This is a genomic window from Algoriphagus limi (assembly GCF_024919275.1).
Lineage (GTDB): Bacteria > Bacteroidota > Bacteroidia > Cytophagales > Cyclobacteriaceae > Algoriphagus > Algoriphagus limi.
Genome location: NZ_JANWGH010000003.1, coordinates 828822 through 845848, shown reverse-complemented (window position 1 = coordinate 845848; position 17027 = coordinate 828822). Strand labels below are relative to the sequence as shown.

Sequence of the window (17027 nt, the reverse complement as noted above, 5' to 3'; positions counted from 1 at the left end):
TGTGTCTTTGGTCACTCCGACCCTGTTTTTTTATCCGCTCCTTCCGAACGGGACTGCAAAGGTAAAGTATTTTTTTCTTCCCGCAACAAACCGGTTCAAAAAAAATTTAAACCGCTTTTTTCACACCCCTCTCAAACCCTGCTTTCAACTCCATCCGGCACCTTCCGCGCCTTTGGGATCACAAATATCGGAGGTTTTTTCCACCTCGCAAGCATTCCTCCCAACCTTTTTTTAACCCCCAGCACTAAAACCCTGATACAGAATGAGAAAATTCATAGAAAAAATTTTCCCCATAATTAAACAGCAAGGAAACAACCCAAATTGTAGGAATTTGGTTCCAAATGACTCCCTTAAAACAAATCTCTAAAATTTAAAGCCTGGAGAATTGAAAAATCTCTTCTTTTTAGGATTTACAGGAATTAAATACCTAACCGATAATTCATGAGCACCACCTGAAACGGATTGTCCTAATTTAGAAATTGAAAAATCGAAACTATATCCTATCTCCAAACCAGAATCTAAACTTATACCCACAAGTGCAATCAAAGATTCATTATTGGGCAATTGATATTTGGTAGGCAAGCCTCTATACCAAACTCCCAGAATCAAAGGCTCGAAATAAAATTCAGCTCCTAAATCCAATTGAGAAAACTGACCCTGCTTTTTATAATTAAAGGCAAGAGCCAAACTCCTTTCTTGATCAGTATTATTGAAATAATCATTGATATTACCCGGAGCAAGGTTAATTCTATATCCTCCATGCAAATTATATCGAATAGGCAAAGAATTGCTCTCTACATCGAGGTAACTTATAGGAGGCTCCAACAAATGGAAGGAAGAAAAGCCAAACCAATATCTATTCCCATATAGCAGAATCCCTGCATTTGCATCAAATGCCCTTAATTTACTATCCCCCTCAAACCCTTCACCTGGACTTCCAACAATTACTCCCCGATTGATATCTAATTGAGTTCCAAGAATAACATCATCAAACAAGGCATCCCGGGCAGAATAACTTCCCTGCATCCCAAATTGAAGAAAATTTTCCTCTGACAATCTTAAGCGGTAGGAATAAACTAATCCAATATCCAATTGCTGACTTTGGGTAAAACTCTCTCTTGCACCAGAGATAACAAGGCCTAGCCCACTATTTATATTTTCAAAAAAATGATCTCCATAAGCGGTAAATGCAATAAAACTCTGATCCAAAGCTGGCCATTGATTTCTGAAATTAAATCCCACTCTGGTTTGGTCTGTGCTTCCAGCAAACGCTGGACTCAGATAAAGTGGATTGGCATAAAACTGAGAATATTGGACATCCTGTCCTTTTGATGAAAAAGAATAGCTCAACAGAACAACCCAAAAAAGAAATTTCCTTTTCATTATCTGATCAGTCTAAATTTCCCACTTCGGGTCACTTTTTCTCCATCAATACTGACCCCATCCAATCGAAACACATAAAATCCAGCATCTAATACCTCCCCTTGAAAAGTACCATCCCAACCTTCTCCGCCAAGTTCATCTGACCGAAAGATCAATTCCCCCCAAGAATTAAAAACCATCAGATCTATAGAAATCAGGCCTTTGTATTTTGGAGTAAAAAATTGGTTCTGTTCTTCCAAAGGCGTAAACCCCGTGGGAACCATGATTCGATAGCTTTTGGTAATCGATACCACTTTACTGATCGAAACTTGACAGCCATACTCATCCTCAATAGTCAATACGACCTGAAATTCTCCCTTCTTCCCAAATATGTGAATAGGGTTCTGCTCAATTGAAGTATTACCATCTCCAAAATCCCAAATCCACTTCACTGCACGCTGATCAGATAAATCCTCAAAAGCAATTGGATCATCTGCAAAAATTCCTCCGCTAGTATCATCCTTTATATCTGTACCAGCAACAGCAAAATCAAAATCTGCACTTAAAGGAATATCCTGAATAAAAACCTCCACTTCTATTGGATCCCCAAAACAATCAAATTCTTTGGGTTTTGCTGAAAGCAAATACAACCCAGAAAAATCAACTGACCCGATTTCTTCGTTCAAAAGAGTCAATCCATTCCCTGTTAATCGATAGTCATAATTTTCAGGATCAAAAGTCAAAAGACTATTGAGCACATCCACTGATTCTCCAGGTTCGCATCCGACGACTGTTCCTGCCATTTGAAGGGTTGGGTATTCAGGATATTTGACCTCGATTTGATTGGATTTTGCCGGACAATTTTTTCGGTTATAAGCCCAAATTTCATATAAACCAGGTTCTTCAATTACTAGATCTGCCCCTACCTCATTTTCCAACAATTCCCCATCTCGATACCATTCATAGCGTTCATAAAGCTCATCACCTTCCGAAACAAAACGAACTGATTCTCCCGGACATAAATTATAGCTTTCCTCTAGTGGATTTTCTTGATCTGAAGCGAGAATCCGAACCGGTGCAGGTGATTCTTGAATATTCAGCGTGATTTTATTCCCTGAGGAAGTCTTACCATAATTATCGGTAATGGTATAATAAACCTCCACCGATTGATCTCTGTTGCCAGGATTTGGGAAAAAGGTATAAGCTCCCAATTCTCCCGCCCTTAAAGTCCCTTGAGGTAAAACCAAAACCTGATTCTCCTCCAAACACTTCCCTTGATTGCATCGATCTGCATTATTATCTTGGATATCCTCTAAACTCTCAAAAAACTGAAGGCATCGAATCTGAGAACCGGTATTAGGAAGAACAACTTCCTCATCCGTGATGTAATATTGATTTTCTTGCCCTTCACAAGAGGCAACATCCGAAAAATCCACTCCAACTGGATCTCTCAACGAATCATCTGCTGAAACCTCTACCACAAGATTTCTAATCTCATGAAAATTGGTATAACCTCCCGTCGAGGCAGCAAATCCGATTTTCAGTTCATTGGGTGCTGGAAAATCATAAGGCCTATCAAAAATGGTAACCGTTCGGGGCTGATTGGGCTCGGTGGTTACTTGCATTCTTAATGTCAAGAAATATCCTACTCCATCTGGATCAGGTTGAAGTTCAAGAAAAACTTTTCGATAACCAGGCTGATTCGGATCTGTCACCCGGAAAGTCCCTGCCCCACCTGAGCTAATCGGAAACTGTGCTCCCGGATTAAAACCATCTTTATCAGTACCAGAAGCCATGGTTTTTCTTCCAACTATAAATGGATAGCCATTGAATCCATTTCCCGGTCCTCTAACAACAATAGCATCAGGCACCAATTCATCAACCACCCCTTGAAAACCTCCGTTTTTCCCTTCAGCCCTATTTCCAAAATTCCCAAATTCATCAAAACCGATTCCTAAATAGGCATTGGTTAATCCTGGCTCTTCATTTCGCTGAGCATAGCCAAGCGAACCTCCAAAACCACCCGGAGAAAAATTTTGTGTTGCTGCATCAAAGAGAAATATGGAAAGCCCATCTGCGAGGAACTGGCCAGCCCCTCCATACGAAAAATATTCAAATTCAGCTTTTATCCCATAAGCTGATGGAAATGGAACATCTATATAAACATATCCAACTTGATTATTTTGATTATTAGTCAAGCGTAAAACGCCATCAACCAATACAGCATTGCCACCAAAAACAGTATTTGCTTGCGTACTGGTAGTTTGGAAAGTTTCACAATATGGAAACCCAAATTGCGCTTTGGCCTCAACAAAAAATGCGAAAATACCTATCAGAAAAATCCAAAATCTCTTCAAATCCAACTCGTTCTTTTTTGCCAAATTACAAAACAGGCACTAAAAAAATAAAGCCCTGAAGGAATTCCTTCAGGGCCTAATTTCAGTTTATTATTTTATCGCTTGATGGTCTGCGTCCGATCAGGGCCAACGGACACTAGTCGGATAGGAACCTGCAGCTCCTCCTCCAAATAAGCAACATAGTCTTTTAGCTCCTGCGGGAAATCCGCATAATCTCGGACATGATCCAAGGAACAATTCCATCCTTTCAAAGTCTTGTAAACAGGCTTTACCTCAGAATCAGAAATTTCATAAGTCAAACGATCCACATGAGTTCCGTCAGCCAACTCATAATGCGTACATACCTGAATTTCTTTAAAAATATTCAACACGTCAGCTTTCATCATGAACAGCTCTGATACACCATTGATCATGATCGAATAACGAAGTGCCGGCAAATCTAACCATCCGCATCTTCTAGGACGCCCAGTTGTACTTCCGAATTCATTCCCTTCTTTTCGCATTGCCTCCCCTGTCTGATCAAATAGTTCAGTTGGAAAAGGACCACTTCCAACCCGGGTGCAATATGCTTTGAAAATACCAAAGACTTCTCCGATTTTAGATGGGGAAACACCAAGCCCAGTACAAGCTCCTGCTGTCATGGTACTTGAGCTAGTTACATATGGATAGGAACCGAAATCAATATCTAATAAAGAGCCTTGAGCACCTTCAGCCAATATTTTCTTTCCAGTCTGAAGCGCATCATTAACAGTGTACTCACTATCGATGAGGTTTAAGCCTTTGATAAATTCCACTGCCTCAAAAAACTGCTTTTCCATCTCCGCCAACTCATCCGAAGGATAGTTGTAAAATGACAAAATGGTCTGATGCTTAGAAACCAAGGTATCGTACTTCTCTTTGAAATCAGCTCCTAGGATATCGCCTATTCGAAGTGCAGATCTTCCAATTTTATCCTGGTAAGTCGGTCCAATTCCCTTTAGGGTAGAACCGATTTTTTTGTCACCCTTGGATTTCTCGTAAGCCGCATCGAGGAGTTTATGAGTTGGAATGATGATGGTGGCCTTTTTTGAAATGACCAAATTCTTCATGTAGTCAATGGAGAATTTACCCAGACCATCAATTTCCTTTTTGAGGATAATCGGGTCAAGCACAACCCCATTTCCGATAATATTTAAAATCTGAGATCGAAAAATCCCTGATGGAATCTGATGTAAAACGTGTTTTATACCGTCAAACTCGAGCGTATGGCCCGCATTTGGACCTCCTTGAAATCTTGCAACGATCTCATATTCAGGAGCTAAAACATCGACAATTTTACCTTTGCCCTCATCTCCCCATTGGAGACCAAGCAACACATCCATCTTCATATTGATGCTATTAATAAATGCAGTAATGAGTTTTTAAAGGCCGAAATTTGCAATTAGCCTAAAGAAAACCAAGTGAATTAGATTTTAATATTAATCTAAAGCAGAAAGAAGGTTTTACCAAGAATCAATTTTTTGCCTGAAAATCCTCCACTGAGTCAAATACAGTAAAAATATTATTCAACTTGGTTATGATTAGTAATTTTTTCACATGCTCAGATGGAGCAGTCAGATAAACTTCCCCACCTACATTTCGCATCTTGGTAAGCATAGTGATTAGTAAACCAATTCCGCTTGAACTAATATATCGAACCTCGCTTAAATTCACCACGAAGGTTTTGGCTCCTTCTTGAATAGCATCAGAAACTATCTCTACAAGCTTTGGCCCTACTTCATCACCTATCAAGTCTCCTTGAATATGTAAGTAATATGCTTTTTCGTCTTTTTCAGTTTGGTAGTTCAGTTTCATGCTGATTTGGGTGTTTCAGGTCTATTTTCACATTTTTCCTTCGTGCAATTTCCATAAAGTATTAAGGAATGGTGAAGCACTTGGAAGTTTAGAATATCTCCTACGGTATTTTGAATATTTTGGATACGTGGATCACAAAACTCCAAGACCTGATTACAATCAACGCAGATCAAATGATCATGCTGCTTGTATCCGTAAGACTTCTCGAATTGAGCCAAATTTTTTCCAAACTGATGCTTGGTCACCAAATCGCACTCTACCAATAAATCAAGCGTATTGTAAACGGTAGCCCGGCTGACTCGGTAATTTTTATTTTTCATACTGATGTAGAGTCCCTCCACATCGAAATGTCCGGTTCGGCTATAAATCTCCTCCAAAATAGCGTAGCGCTCAGGAGTCTTTCGAAGTTTTTGATTTTCTAAGTATGCAGTAAATATTTTCTTTACTTCCTCGAAATGGGCGGTATTCAAAGACATCTTCGACTATTTTTTCCAAATATAACTGATGAGGGGAATATTTAATTCAAAACTCAATCAAAGCGGGAAACCTTGATAATCCCGTCTACCTCACGCAGATTTTTGATTAATGTTTCCAAGTGCTCAGTGCTGTGAACATACAGCTTGATAGTACCTTCGAAAATCCCTGCATCAGAATCCACTGTAATCGAGCGCATGTTTACTTTCAATTCATTCGAAATCACCTTGGTGACATCATTGATCAAACCAACCCTATCAGTACCTACAATATGAAGCCCTGCTAAAAAGGCGATTTCTTTTTGACTTGTCCAGCGAGCTTTTATTACGCGGTTTCCATGATTGGATAGAAGTTCAAGAGCATTTGGACAGGAGGTTCGATGAATTTTGATTCCTTCATTGACCGTCACAAATCCAAAAACATCATCTCCAGGAATAGGATTACAGCATTTCGCCAAAATATAATCCACCACGTCCATGTCTTCCCCAATCAAAAGTTGATCATGATCGGGGCCTTTCAAGCTTTTTATTTCTTTGGTGAAGGTAGATTCATCTTTTACCTTTTCCTGAATTGCTTTATGCTTAAGTTTTTGATTTTCTTTAAAATCCTTGAAAGACTTAATGGTAGTCGGGTCTATAATTCCCTTACCGACTCTATAATAAAAATCATTGGCAGTCTTCAGCTCAAAATAGGCCCGGAGTTTTTCGACAGTTTCCGAATTAAACTCCATTTTCATTTGCTTCAACTTCCGCTGAACAATCTCTCGACCATCCAAAATCGCTGATTTTTTCTCTTCACGAAGGGCATCTTTGATCTTGGCTTTTGCTCGCGAAGTCACTACATGGTTAAGCCAATCTTCGGAGGGCTTTTGCTTATTGGATGTTAAAATCTCAACCTGATCCCCATTTTTTAATTTATGGGTAATCGGCACGAGCTTTTGATTGACTTTTGCTCCAATACAACGCGCTCCAACTTCCGTATGGATTTCAAAAGCAAAATCCAAAGCCGTGGCTCCAAATGCCAATACTTTTAAATCTCCTTTTGGAGTAAATACAAAGACTTCTTCCTGGAAAAGATTACCTCGAAAATCATCCATGAATTCAATCGCATTACCTTCATTGGATTCCAGCATGCTTCTAACTTGGGTAATCCATTCATCAAGACCTGAGGAACCTCTGGATCCATGATCCTTTTCCTTGTATTTCCAATGGGCAGCATAACCTCGCTCCGCGATCTCATCCATGCGTTGCGTCCGGATCTGCACTTCTACCCACTGCCCTGAATTACTCATTACAGTGGTATGCAAGGATTCATAACCATTGGAACGAGGAGTAGAAATCCAGTCTCTTAACCGATCAGGATTAGGACGATAAAAATCAGTTACAATGGAATAAACCTGCCAGCAATCAGCTTTTTCATTTTCAAGATCCGAATCAAGAATAATCCTAATAGCAAAAAGGTCATAAACCTCTTCAAATGGGATCCCTTGCTTCTTCATTTTATTGTAAATGGAATAGACGGACTTAGGTCTTCCCTTGATGCTAAACTTGAAGCCTTGCCGAGTCAGTTCTTCTTCGATAGGCTGTATAAAACTCTTTATGAATCGATTTCTGTAGGATTTGGATTCATTGATTTTTTGAACAATCTCCTTGTAGGTAGCCGTATCGGTATATTTCAAATACAAGTCCTCCAATTCAGACTTGATTGCATACAAACCTAGTCGATGGGCTAGAGGAGCATAGAGATACATGGTCTCCGAAGCGATTTTCAATTGCTTGTGTCGAGGCATACTTGCCAAAGTCCGCATATTGTTCAGGCGATCCGCAATTTTGATCAAAATCACACGAACATCATCCGAGAGGGTAAGCAACATTTTTCGGAAGTTTTCTGCTTGTTGCGAACTTCCATAATCAAAAACTCCGGCAATCTTGGTCAATCCGTCGATGATAGTCATGACCTTGGGACCAAATTCCCGCTCAATATCTTCTAATTCCCAATCAGTATCTTCAACCACATCATGAAGCAAAGCCGAAACAATGGATGTTGTCCCCAGCCCGATTTCTTCCACACAAATTAAAGCCACCTCTAAAGGGTGATAGATATAAGGCTCGCCCGACTTTCTACGCATGTCCTTATGAGCCTCCAAAGCCACATTAAATGCCTTTTTGATGGTTTTGGCATCTCCAGGCTTTAAAAATGGTTTCGCTTCTCGAAGCAGTTTTCGGTACCGCTTCAGAATTTCTTTCCGTTCCTCCTCAACATCTACTTGGATCATGGTCATTGATCAGAAATTATATAACAAATATGGCTCGAAAGATTTCGAAAAGCACGTTGATAATATTTTTTAATCGGCATGCTTGCAAATTATTTTTATGTAGCTACCTTTGCATCCACAATTGAAAAACGCACAAACGTGCTGCGTGAGTTCAAGCGGATGTGGCGAAATTGGTAGACGCACTAGACTTAGGATCTAGCGCCGCGAGGCATGGGGGTTCGAGTCCCTCCATCCGCACAAATATCGGACCCTCAATCACTACCTGAATTTAGAATTCGGGAAAGAGATTGAGGGTTTTTAGTTCAGACTTATCATAAATAATTGCGCTTTGGAAATTACACTAGACAAGCATTCCGCCAATCAAGCCTCTATTAAAATTAAACTAACTGAGGCAGATTATCAAACCAAGGTTGATGCTAAACTGAAAGACTACGCCAAAAAGGTGAATATCAAAGGTTTCCGACCAGGAAAAGCTCCTCTAGGTATGGTCAAAAACATCTACGGCACTTCTGTTTTGGTAGATGAAATCAACAATATCTTGGGTGAATCACTTAACAACTATTTGAAGGAGCAAACCTTCAGAGTATTGGGTGATCCACTTCCAGTTGAAAAGGTTGAGGAAAAAATCGACTGGAAAAATCAAAAAGATTTCGATTTTGAATATAAAATCGGCTTCATTGAAAATTTTGAACTTCCTCTAGATAAGTCAATCAAAGCCAATAAATATAGCATCAAGGTTGACGACAAATTGGTTGACGAAACAGTTGCCAATCTTAAATCTCAATACGGAAACAGCACAAACCCTAAAACGGCTGAATCTGGTGACCATGTTTATGGTGATTTAGCTGTGAAAGAAGGAGAATTTTCTAAAACCGTTTCTCTAGATCTTTCCAAAATCACTAAGAAACTTGCCGATAAGTTTATTGGTAATGGAAAGGATATAGTGGTTGAATTCGTAGCTAAAGATGTAAAGAAAGGACAATGGGAAGAGGCATTTGGCTTGAATGAAGAAGAAGCAGCTTCTATCTCTGGTGAATTGACTTTCACAATCAAAAACATCAACCGAACTGAGGAGGCAAAAATGGATCAGGAGTTTTTCGATAAAATCTTTGGTCCAGACCAGGTGAAATCTGAAGAGGAATTTTTGAACAAAGTTCGTGAGACACTTCAATCAAGCTATGACCGTGAAGCTAAGGTCTTCACTGAAGAGGAATTGAAGAAAATTTTGGTAGAAAAAGCAAACCTTGATCTTCCTGAGGAATTCTTGAAGGAATGGTTGCTTAAAGCAAATGACGGAAAAGTAACTGAGCAAGATGTAGAAAATGAATTTCCGATTTATGCTCGTCAGTTAGTTTGGTCCTTGGTTTCTAACGAAATTGCAAGAGCTAATGAAATTAAAGCTGAGCATCAGGATGTAATTGAAAAAACCAAAGAAATGATCCGGGAGCAATTTGCGTCTTCAGGCTTGGGAGCATCTATGGAAGACAGCATGGATCTTTTCGTAGACAATTACCTAAAAGGAAATGAAGGTCAAAACTATATGAACATGCTGACCTCAGTACAAAATGATAAAGTTTTAGACTTTGCTCAAGAGAAAATTTCTCTGAAAGAAAAGGAGATCAGCCTTGACGAGTTTAAGGAACTTTTGGAAAAGTAAATTGATTAAGAATCTAAAAAAGTCCTTATTTAAGGGCTTTTTTTATTTTTGTTAACCACATTTATCAAATTATGATCAACAAAGAGGAATTCAGAAAATACGCCATCCACAACCAAGGAGTGAGTGGATCAGCTTTTGACCAGTACACACAGCATATCGAAAACATGACTCGGGCAGTCATTGAAGAGCGTCCTTCCAATTTCCGGGAAATTGACGTTTTCTCCCGATTGATCATGGATCGAATCATCTTTTTGGGAACACCAGTAGATGATCATATTGCTAATATTATCATTGCCCAGCTCCTTTTCTTGGAATCTGTTGATTCTAAAAAGGATGTACTTCTTTATATCAACAGTCCAGGTGGATCAGTAACTGCGGGGCTTGGTATCTATGATACCATGCAATACATCGGTCCTGATGTAGCTACAATCTGTACAGGAATTGCTGCTTCTATGGGAGCTGTATTGCTGGCAGGCGGTGCAAAAGACAAGCGCTCAGCTCTTCAGCATTCCAGAGTGATGATCCACCAACCTTCCGGCGGAATGCAGGGTCAATCCAAAGACATGGAGATTTCACTTAAATTGATTCTTTCCATGAGACAGGAGTTATATCAAATTTTGGCAAACCATACCGGAAAAACCTTTGAAGAAATCGAAAGAGACTCCGACAGAGACTATTGGTTGAAAGCCCCTGAAGCCAAGGAATACGGCTTAATCGATGAAGTATTAGTTAAAAAATCAGTTTAATGGCTCAAGTTACCTGCTCTTTTTGCGGAAGAAACAAGAAAGACGTAGACCTGATGGTTTCAGGGATATCTGCGCATATCTGTAATTTTTGCATTGAGCAAGCCCATATGATCTTGGGTGAAGAAGAGAAAACCAAAAAATCCTCTCAACCTAAACCTAAATTTAAACTCAAGAAGCCAAAGGAACTTACCTCCTACTTGGACCAATATGTCATTGGACAGGAAGATGCAAAAAAGGTTCTGACTGTAGCGGTTTATAATCACTATAAAAGATTACTTCAAAAAGCCGATGATGATGATATAAAGATTGAAAAATCCAATATCATCATGGTTGGTGACACAGGAACTGGTAAAACCTATTTAGCAAAAACCCTTGCCAAAATTCTTGAAGTCCCATTCTGCATAGCTGATGCTACTGTTCTAACAGAAGCTGGATATGTAGGCGAGGACGTAGAAAGTATTCTAACAAGGTTATTGCAAGCTGCAGACTATAATGTGGAAGCTGCCGAAAGAGGGATAGTATATATCGACGAGATTGATAAAATCGCTCGTAAATCGGACAACCCTTCCATCACTAGAGACGTGAGCGGTGAAGGAGTTCAGCAAGCAATGTTGAAACTACTAGAAGGAACAGTTGTTAATGTTCCTCCACAAGGTGGTAGAAAGCATCCTGATCAAAAAATGATAGCTGTCAACACGGAGAACATCCTGTTTATCTGTGGTGGAGCATTTGACGGGATTGCAAGACATATTGCTAAAAGATTGAATACTCAACCTTTAGGCTTTAGCAAAGCTGCTGGTTCTACGGTAGCCGATCGAGAAAATTTACTTCAATATATTACGGCCCAAGATTTAAAAGCCTTTGGTTTGATTCCAGAACTGATAGGCAGATTACCGGTTCTTACTCATTTGGACCCACTTCATAAAGAAGCTTTAAAACGTATTTTGACTGAGCCAAAAAATGCTTTGGTGAAGCAATACACCAAACTTCTTGACATGGAAGGAGTCAAATTGATATTTGAAGAAAGTGGTTTGGACTTCATTGTCGATAAAGCTGTCGAATACAATTTAGGAGCAAGGGGATTGCGTTCCATTTGCGAGGCGATTATCACTGACGCGATGTACGAACTTCCTTCCGATGACAGTATTAAAGAGCTTGTAATAGATGAAGCTTACGCCAAATCCCAATTTGATAAATCAAAATTCAAACGGCTTCAAGTAGCCTAAATAAAAAAATCCCGATGATTGATCATCGGGATTTTTTATGGGATTGTTTTCTTATCAATCTACTTCCACTTCGAAGTAGTATTCTGTTCCATCATTGAACATTCCAAGTACGACCACTTCCTGACCACTTAGATCATTCAAAACTTCAATTAATCTATCAGCATCTGAAATACGGATTCGCCCATCTTCACTGATGATTGAGGTGATGATAAATCCCGGTCTAGCACCTGCAGATCTCCAACCTGATCTACCTACAGTAGTGATCATGGCTCCTCCTGAGATTCCCAATCTTTCTTTTTGCTCATCGGAAATATTCTCGAATAGAACCCCATCAAATTCATAGGTCTTCTTGACTTCCTTCTCAACGATATTGGTGTTTCCATTAAAATTCCGAAGCGTAGCTACCGTCTCCATTTTTTTACCGTCTCGGATATATTCAACATTTACTTGATCGCCCGGACGCTTTCTAGCCACCATTTCCTGAAGTATAGAAACAGAGGTAGTTTCCCGACCATCAACCCCGACGATAATATCTCCAGGCTTTAGTCCAGCTTCTTCTCCTCCACTATCTGGATTTACACCGTTAATGTAAACTCCCTGGTCAACCGGTAATTCAATATTTAATTCATCTTCTAATTCTGGACTAACATCTCGGATTGTCACGCCCAACAAACCACGCTGGACTGCACCATATTCCATCAAGTCATCCATTACTTTTTTCACAAGACTACTTGGCACGGCAAATGAATAACCTGCAAATGTCCCTGTATTGGATGCAATCGCAGTATTGATTCCTATTAATTCTCCAGCCAAATTCACCAAAGCTCCTCCAGAATTTCCTGGATTTACAACTGCATCAGTTTGTAGGAATGACTCGATTTGAAGATTATTTTCGACCCCTCTGAGGATGCCGATATTCCGGGCTTTAGCTGAAATAATTCCTGCTGTAACGGTTGAGTTTAGATTGAATGGATTTCCAACAGCCAATACCCACTCTCCAATTTTTGTGTTATCAGAATCGCCAAATTTGACAAATGGCAATCCATCTGCATCAATTTTCAATAATGCCAAATCAGTAGTTGGGTCCGTTCCGATTATTTTCGCTACATAACGTTTGTTGTTATCCAAAGAAATATCAATTTGGGTAGCATTTTCGACTACATGGTTATTGGTCACGATATAACCATCTGAAGAAATTATCACCCCAGATCCAGAGCTCATGGCTCCTCTAAATCCCTGATCTCCTCTAGGAGGAAATCCAAATAATTCTTGCATAGGATCTCGTGGAGTATTTCCACCGAAGCCCATAGTACTTTTCACGTGAACTACCGCAGGTGTAACCAATTGGGCTGAAGCCACAAAATTGATTCCCTCTGGTACGGTAAAATTTTCCCCAGAAAGTAAGTTTACAAAACTTGCCTTCTGCTTTTCATCGAAACTTGAAGGTTCCTGTGACTGCATGAAATAACTTACACCAGCCAAAGCAACAATGCCTCCGATAAGAGAGGCCAACAACATTCCTAGAAAGAATTGTCTTTTGTTCATAATTTTATTCCTGTTCTTGTTTCTTCTGATTAACTCAAATTTTATTCAAAAAAGCCTAAAGTGATTATCAATTTAACCAGTTTTAACCGGGCTTACTTCTTTTTAACTCAAAAAAAAGAGTGGGGTTAACCCACTCTTTGATTATTTCACTTCAATAGAAGCTTTTCTTTCTTTCTTTTCTGCTTTAGGAAGGAAAATTTTTAGGATTCCATCCTCGTATACAGCTTCGATTTTTTCAGGATTCACATTTTCAGGAACATAGAATGTTCGTGAAAAAGATCCATATTGAGTTTCTAAACTATGGTAGTTTTTTCCTTCTTTTTTCTCTTCGATTTTTCTTTCACCAGAGATAGTCAATCTTCCTTCAGTCAAGTCTACATGAAAGTCTTGCTTTTTCATCCCAGGAACAGCCACCTGAATTTCAAACTGCGCGTCATCTTCAGAAATATCCACAGCAGGATTAAATTTCCGAGTTTCGTTTCCTAAAGACTCATTAAAGAATCTTTCGATTAATCCTCCAAAATCAGCAGGAAACATAGGGTCTAGTTGGTTATACTTGGTAAGTTTCATCTTATCCTCCATTTTTAATTAATTTTCTATATCTGTGATTTACCATTAGAAATTTTCGTACCAGCGGCCCAAATGCGTCATTTTGTCTTATTATTCTAAATTACACATTCAAAAAGTGTCTTTTTGACATCCAAAAAGCTTCCTTATTTCCCCAGAGATTTTTTCTATATTCAGAGATTAAACCAAAGATGCATGAAACGGCTCCTCATTCTATCTTTTCTCTTTTCAACCTTTTTCTTCTTTCATGTGAATCCGACCCAAAGTCAAGATTTAAATGAAGCTATCAACCAACTTCTTCCTGATTCTTCGGAAGTCCAGGAAGAAGGCACTTTAACCCTTCAAAATATTGATTTAAGTGAGAAGGATATCAGAAATGAGGAAATAGGACTTGGAAAAATTTTATCCCAACTATACACAAAAACCAATCAATATTCCATCACAATTAGCAAAATCAAAGTATCTCTTCAGGAGCCACTTGATACAGCTGAAATGATGGAAAATCTACCGAGTCTAGAATCGGTGAACAACACCATTGAATTGCTTTTTCAGGACACCTTACGAAAAGACAATGTGCGCTATCTAAAAGGTATTTCCTCTATTTTGAAGGCATTATTGGAAGAAATTGGAAAATACGAAACCGTTGTCGCAGATCGGAGCCAGTTAATCATAAAGGCGAATGAAGACCTATCGAAGATTAAAAGTGACACTTTATTGAATTTAGATAAAAGCGAACTGGAAATTGTCCCCGGTCTTTATGAACAAATGGAAAGACTTAAAACTGCAATTTCTGATTTGGAAGAAAAAATCTATGCCGAGGAATTAGCACTTACACAACTTCAAGTAAAACTTAGTCAAGTAAATTTTAGCATAATTTCCAATGACCAATATTTCCGTCTTAAAAACAAAGAAACTAATCGGAATATCTGGAAAAAAGAAAGCAATTTTCTATGGGAAAAGAGGGATGAGAACTTTGGAAGTAAAAAATCAACCTGGGACATCATTTATGAGTCCTTTTTCGCCAACACGACATTTGTCCTAATTTTCCTTGGTCGAAATATTGTCAAAATTGTACTCTTCTTCCTCACATGGATTTTTATGAGTATATGGATGAAGCGAATTGTGAAATCCATTAAGAGCGAAAAAGATCACAGTATCACAATCCTATCAAGAAGTAATTCCATCAACAATCACCCTATTATTTCGGCATTTATTGTCATCACTCCTTTTTTCTTTGTCTTTTTTGACAACCCTCCAATTCCTTTCAATTCAGGAATATCCTTTGTTTTTGCCTTAGCCGCTTCTTGGTTGATAAAAGATTATTTCCCAAAATCATTTCAAACCCTTTGGTGGATTTTTCTACCTGTAAGTTTACTGGGGCCTACAATTGGGCTCAATTGGGCTCAAAATTATAATGAGCGTTTTATACTTCTTGCTACAAATATCATAGGGATAATTTTTGGAATTATCGTCATTCAGAAATATCAAGATCAGAGAATAAAGGGGAAAAAGCTCCTGCTCTTTCTCGCAGTTTTCCTTATTGTTATAGAAGTAATTGCTCTTTCAGCTAATGTATTCGGAAGAATTAGTGTTGCAAAACTCCTGACCATCACAGGAATCACCAGCTTTTTTAGAGGTATTTCCTTATACATTTTCTCTCTATTGGTAATGCAGGTGTTCTATCTTGGATTGGAGTCCAAAAAAGACGCAAATACACTTACCAGCTATATTGATTTCATGGAGGTTGAGAAGCGCTTCTCCGGAACACTCAAAATCTTCGCTATTGCAATTTGGTTGTATGGTGCTTTATCCTATCTGGGTTACTACGACATGATGTATGAATGGGTAACCGACTTTTTATCAGAGGAACATGTATTAGGTAATGCAACATTCACTTTTGGGACTATATTCCTATTCTTGGTAATTCTATTGGTTTCTTCATTCCTATCAAATATTATAGCTTATATCGTTTCTTCTATCGATCAAAGAAAGGCTACTTCTAGAAAGAATCGACTTGGGAGTTCAGTGCTTTTGATCCGATTGTCAATTATTATTATCGGTTTCTTTATTGCTCTAACAGCAGCAAAAATCCCTCTAGACCGAATCACAATTGTATTGGGAGCTCTATCCGTAGGTATTGGTTTTGGTCTGCAAACAATCATAAATAATCTAGTCTCGGGAATTATCCTAGCATTTGAGAGACCTATCCAGATTGGGGATGAAATCGAAGTCGGAATGAATAAGGGAACCGTAAAAGAAGTAGGGATTCGTGCCAGCAAAATTTTATCTTATGATGGTTCGGAAATCGTAGTTCCTAATGGAGATTTACTATCTCAAAGCCTGATCAACTGGACACTTTCCGATAAGCGGCGAAGAATTGAGCTTATCATTGGAGTGTCTTATGAATCGGATATGAAAAAAGTCAAAACTCTGTTGACCGATGCACTTATTAAAAACAATATCCTAAAATCGCCTCCACCAAGGGTATTTATGCAAAACTTTGGTGACTCCTCTGTTGATTTTAGATTGCTTTTTTGGGTAGAAAGTATGGATGTATGGCTTGAAATCAGGTCAGATGTTATGACCTCAATTTTTGAAATCTTCAAAGAAAATGGAGTCGAAATCCCATATCCAAAAAGAGACCTTTATCTCAAGTCTCTTCCTTTCGGTTGGAAAGAAACAATCACAAAACCTAAAAATCTTTCAACTGATCCCAAGGAAGAGGAGGATCAAAAAGAATAAAAAAAATCCCCGAACTAGTCGGGGATCTCTTTTTCAAATCAAAATTGCTTTTATGCTTTTTTGACGTTGATGGCATTAGGACCTTTTTTGCCATCCTTGACGTCGTATGTTACTTTGTCATTCTGGGCAACCTTGTCCACCAATCCGGTCGCATGAACGAAGATATCACTTTGAGACTCATCGTCCACGATAAAACCGAAACCCTTGGCTTCATTGTAAAATTTTACTGTACCGGTAAACATA

Annotated in this window: 14 protein-coding genes and 1 tRNA gene; 6 read left to right on the top strand and 9 right to left on the bottom strand. The window is 38.8% G+C overall.

The annotated features are described in order from the left end of the window. Positions 1 to 300, top strand: a 300-nt coding sequence (locus tag NY014_RS15885) for a hypothetical protein (RefSeq protein ID WP_259415519.1), incomplete at its 5' end; no start/stop codon positions are given. Between the two features lie 63 nt (positions 301 to 363). Here the strand turns inward: NY014_RS15885 and NY014_RS15880 are convergent. The 6 genes from NY014_RS15880 to NY014_RS15855 form a co-directional block, all read right to left on the bottom strand. After that, a complete protein-coding gene (locus tag NY014_RS15880; RefSeq protein WP_259415518.1) occupies positions 364 to 1383 on the bottom strand; it encodes a PorP/SprF family type IX secretion system membrane protein in 1020 nt (339 codons plus the stop codon). Further along, positions 1383 to 3719, bottom strand: coding sequence for a PKD domain-containing protein (locus NY014_RS15875; protein WP_259415517.1), 2337 nt, complete (start codon positions 3717 to 3719; stop codon positions 1383 to 1385). The genes NY014_RS15880 and NY014_RS15875 overlap by 1 nt, the downstream gene beginning before the upstream one ends. 95 nt (positions 3720 to 3814) lie before the next feature. Beyond that, positions 3815 to 5086, bottom strand: a complete 1272-nt coding sequence (locus NY014_RS15870; protein ID WP_259415516.1) for an adenylosuccinate synthase — start codon at positions 5084 to 5086, stop codon at positions 3815 to 3817. 124 nt (positions 5087 to 5210) lie between these two features. Beyond that, complete coding sequence (locus NY014_RS15865) at positions 5211 to 5552, bottom strand: STAS domain-containing protein (RefSeq protein WP_259415515.1); 342 nt, start codon at positions 5550 to 5552, stop codon at positions 5211 to 5213. Then, entirely contained in the window at positions 5549 to 6028 is a 480-nt protein-coding gene (locus NY014_RS15860; RefSeq protein ID WP_259415514.1) for a Fur family transcriptional regulator, read from the bottom strand. Before NY014_RS15860 ends, NY014_RS15865 begins: the two co-directional genes overlap by 4 nt. Positions 6029 to 6081: 53 nt before the next feature. Next, positions 6082 to 8301 carry a RelA/SpoT family protein gene (locus NY014_RS15855; protein ID WP_259415534.1) on the bottom strand — a complete coding sequence of 740 codons (2220 nt, stop codon included), beginning with the start codon at positions 8299 to 8301 and terminating at the stop codon, positions 6082 to 6084. Between the two features lie 155 nt (positions 8302 to 8456). On the opposite strand from NY014_RS15855, the gene NY014_RS15850 reads away from it, so the two are divergent. From NY014_RS15850 to clpX, 4 genes are all read left to right on the top strand, one after another. Beyond that, a tRNA-Leu gene (locus NY014_RS15850) sits at positions 8457 to 8538 on the top strand. A 91-nt stretch (positions 8539 to 8629) separates the two neighbouring features. Further along, positions 8630 to 9958: a trigger factor gene (gene tig / locus NY014_RS15845; RefSeq protein WP_259415513.1), complete on the top strand. Its 1329-nt coding sequence runs from the start codon at positions 8630 to 8632 to the stop codon at positions 9956 to 9958. Positions 9959 to 10029: 71 nt separating this feature from the next. Beyond that, a complete protein-coding gene (locus NY014_RS15840) occupies positions 10030 to 10704 on the top strand; it encodes an ATP-dependent Clp protease proteolytic subunit (RefSeq protein WP_135074514.1) in 675 nt (224 codons plus the stop codon). Next, on the top strand, positions 10704 to 11930 hold the full coding sequence (gene clpX, locus NY014_RS15835) for an ATP-dependent Clp protease ATP-binding subunit ClpX (protein WP_259415512.1): 1227 nt from the start codon (positions 10704 to 10706) through the stop codon (positions 11928 to 11930). Before NY014_RS15840 ends, clpX begins: the two co-directional genes overlap by 1 nt. Positions 11931 to 11984: 54 nt before the next feature. On the opposite strand, the gene NY014_RS15830 is transcribed toward clpX, so the two are convergent. Together NY014_RS15830 and NY014_RS15825 are read right to left on the bottom strand one after the other, a co-directional pair. Further along, entirely contained in the window at positions 11985 to 13475 is a 1491-nt protein-coding gene (locus NY014_RS15830; RefSeq protein WP_259415511.1) for a S1C family serine protease, read from the bottom strand. A 141-nt stretch (positions 13476 to 13616) separates the two neighbouring features. Continuing rightward, complete coding sequence (locus NY014_RS15825) at positions 13617 to 14057, bottom strand: Hsp20/alpha crystallin family protein (protein ID WP_259415510.1); 441 nt, start codon at positions 14055 to 14057, stop codon at positions 13617 to 13619. Between the two features lie 180 nt (positions 14058 to 14237). Between NY014_RS15825 and NY014_RS15820 the strand changes: the two genes are divergently transcribed. Continuing rightward, positions 14238 to 16784 (top strand): mechanosensitive ion channel domain-containing protein, encoded by a 2547-nt coding sequence (locus tag NY014_RS15820; RefSeq protein WP_259415509.1) that lies wholly within the window; start codon positions 14238 to 14240, stop codon positions 16782 to 16784. A 50-nt stretch (positions 16785 to 16834) separates the two neighbouring features. On the opposite strand, the gene NY014_RS15815 is transcribed toward NY014_RS15820, so the two are convergent. Further along, positions 16835 to 17026 (bottom strand): cold-shock protein, encoded by a 192-nt coding sequence (locus tag NY014_RS15815; protein ID WP_135074524.1) that lies wholly within the window; start codon positions 17024 to 17026, stop codon positions 16835 to 16837. Position 17027 lies beyond the last annotated feature (1 nt).

Bases quoted from the DNA above. Each gene is read 5' to 3' on its own strand.
- NY014_RS15830 (WP_259415511.1), bottom strand. From the start codon at position 13,475: ATGAACAAAAGACAATTCTTTCTAGGAATGTTGTTGGCCTCTCTTATC.
- NY014_RS15880 (WP_259415518.1), bottom strand. From the start codon at position 1,383: ATGAAAAGGAAATTTCTTTTTTGGGTTGTTCTGTTGAGCTATTCTTTT.
- NY014_RS15855 (WP_259415534.1), bottom strand. From the start codon at position 8,301: ATGATCCAAGTAGATGTTGAGGAGGAACGGAAAGAAATTCTGAAGCGG.
- NY014_RS15865 (WP_259415515.1), bottom strand. From the start codon at position 5,552: ATGAAACTGAACTACCAAACTGAAAAAGACGAAAAAGCATATTACTTA.
- NY014_RS15820 (WP_259415509.1), top strand. From the start codon at position 14,238: ATGAAACGGCTCCTCATTCTATCTTTTCTCTTTTCAACCTTTTTCTTC.
- NY014_RS15840 (WP_135074514.1), top strand. From the start codon at position 10,030: ATGATCAACAAAGAGGAATTCAGAAAATACGCCATCCACAACCAAGGA.
- NY014_RS15860 (WP_259415514.1), bottom strand. From the start codon at position 6,028: ATGTCTTTGAATACCGCCCATTTCGAGGAAGTAAAGAAAATATTTACT.
- NY014_RS15815 (WP_135074524.1), bottom strand. From the start codon at position 17,026: ATGTTTACCGGTACAGTAAAATTTTACAATGAAGCCAAGGGTTTCGGT.
- NY014_RS15825 (WP_259415510.1), bottom strand. From the start codon at position 14,057: ATGGAGGATAAGATGAAACTTACCAAGTATAACCAACTAGACCCTATG.
- clpX (WP_259415512.1), top strand. From the start codon at position 10,704: ATGGCTCAAGTTACCTGCTCTTTTTGCGGAAGAAACAAGAAAGACGTA.
- NY014_RS15870 (WP_259415516.1), bottom strand. From the start codon at position 5,086: ATGAAGATGGATGTGTTGCTTGGTCTCCAATGGGGAGATGAGGGCAAA.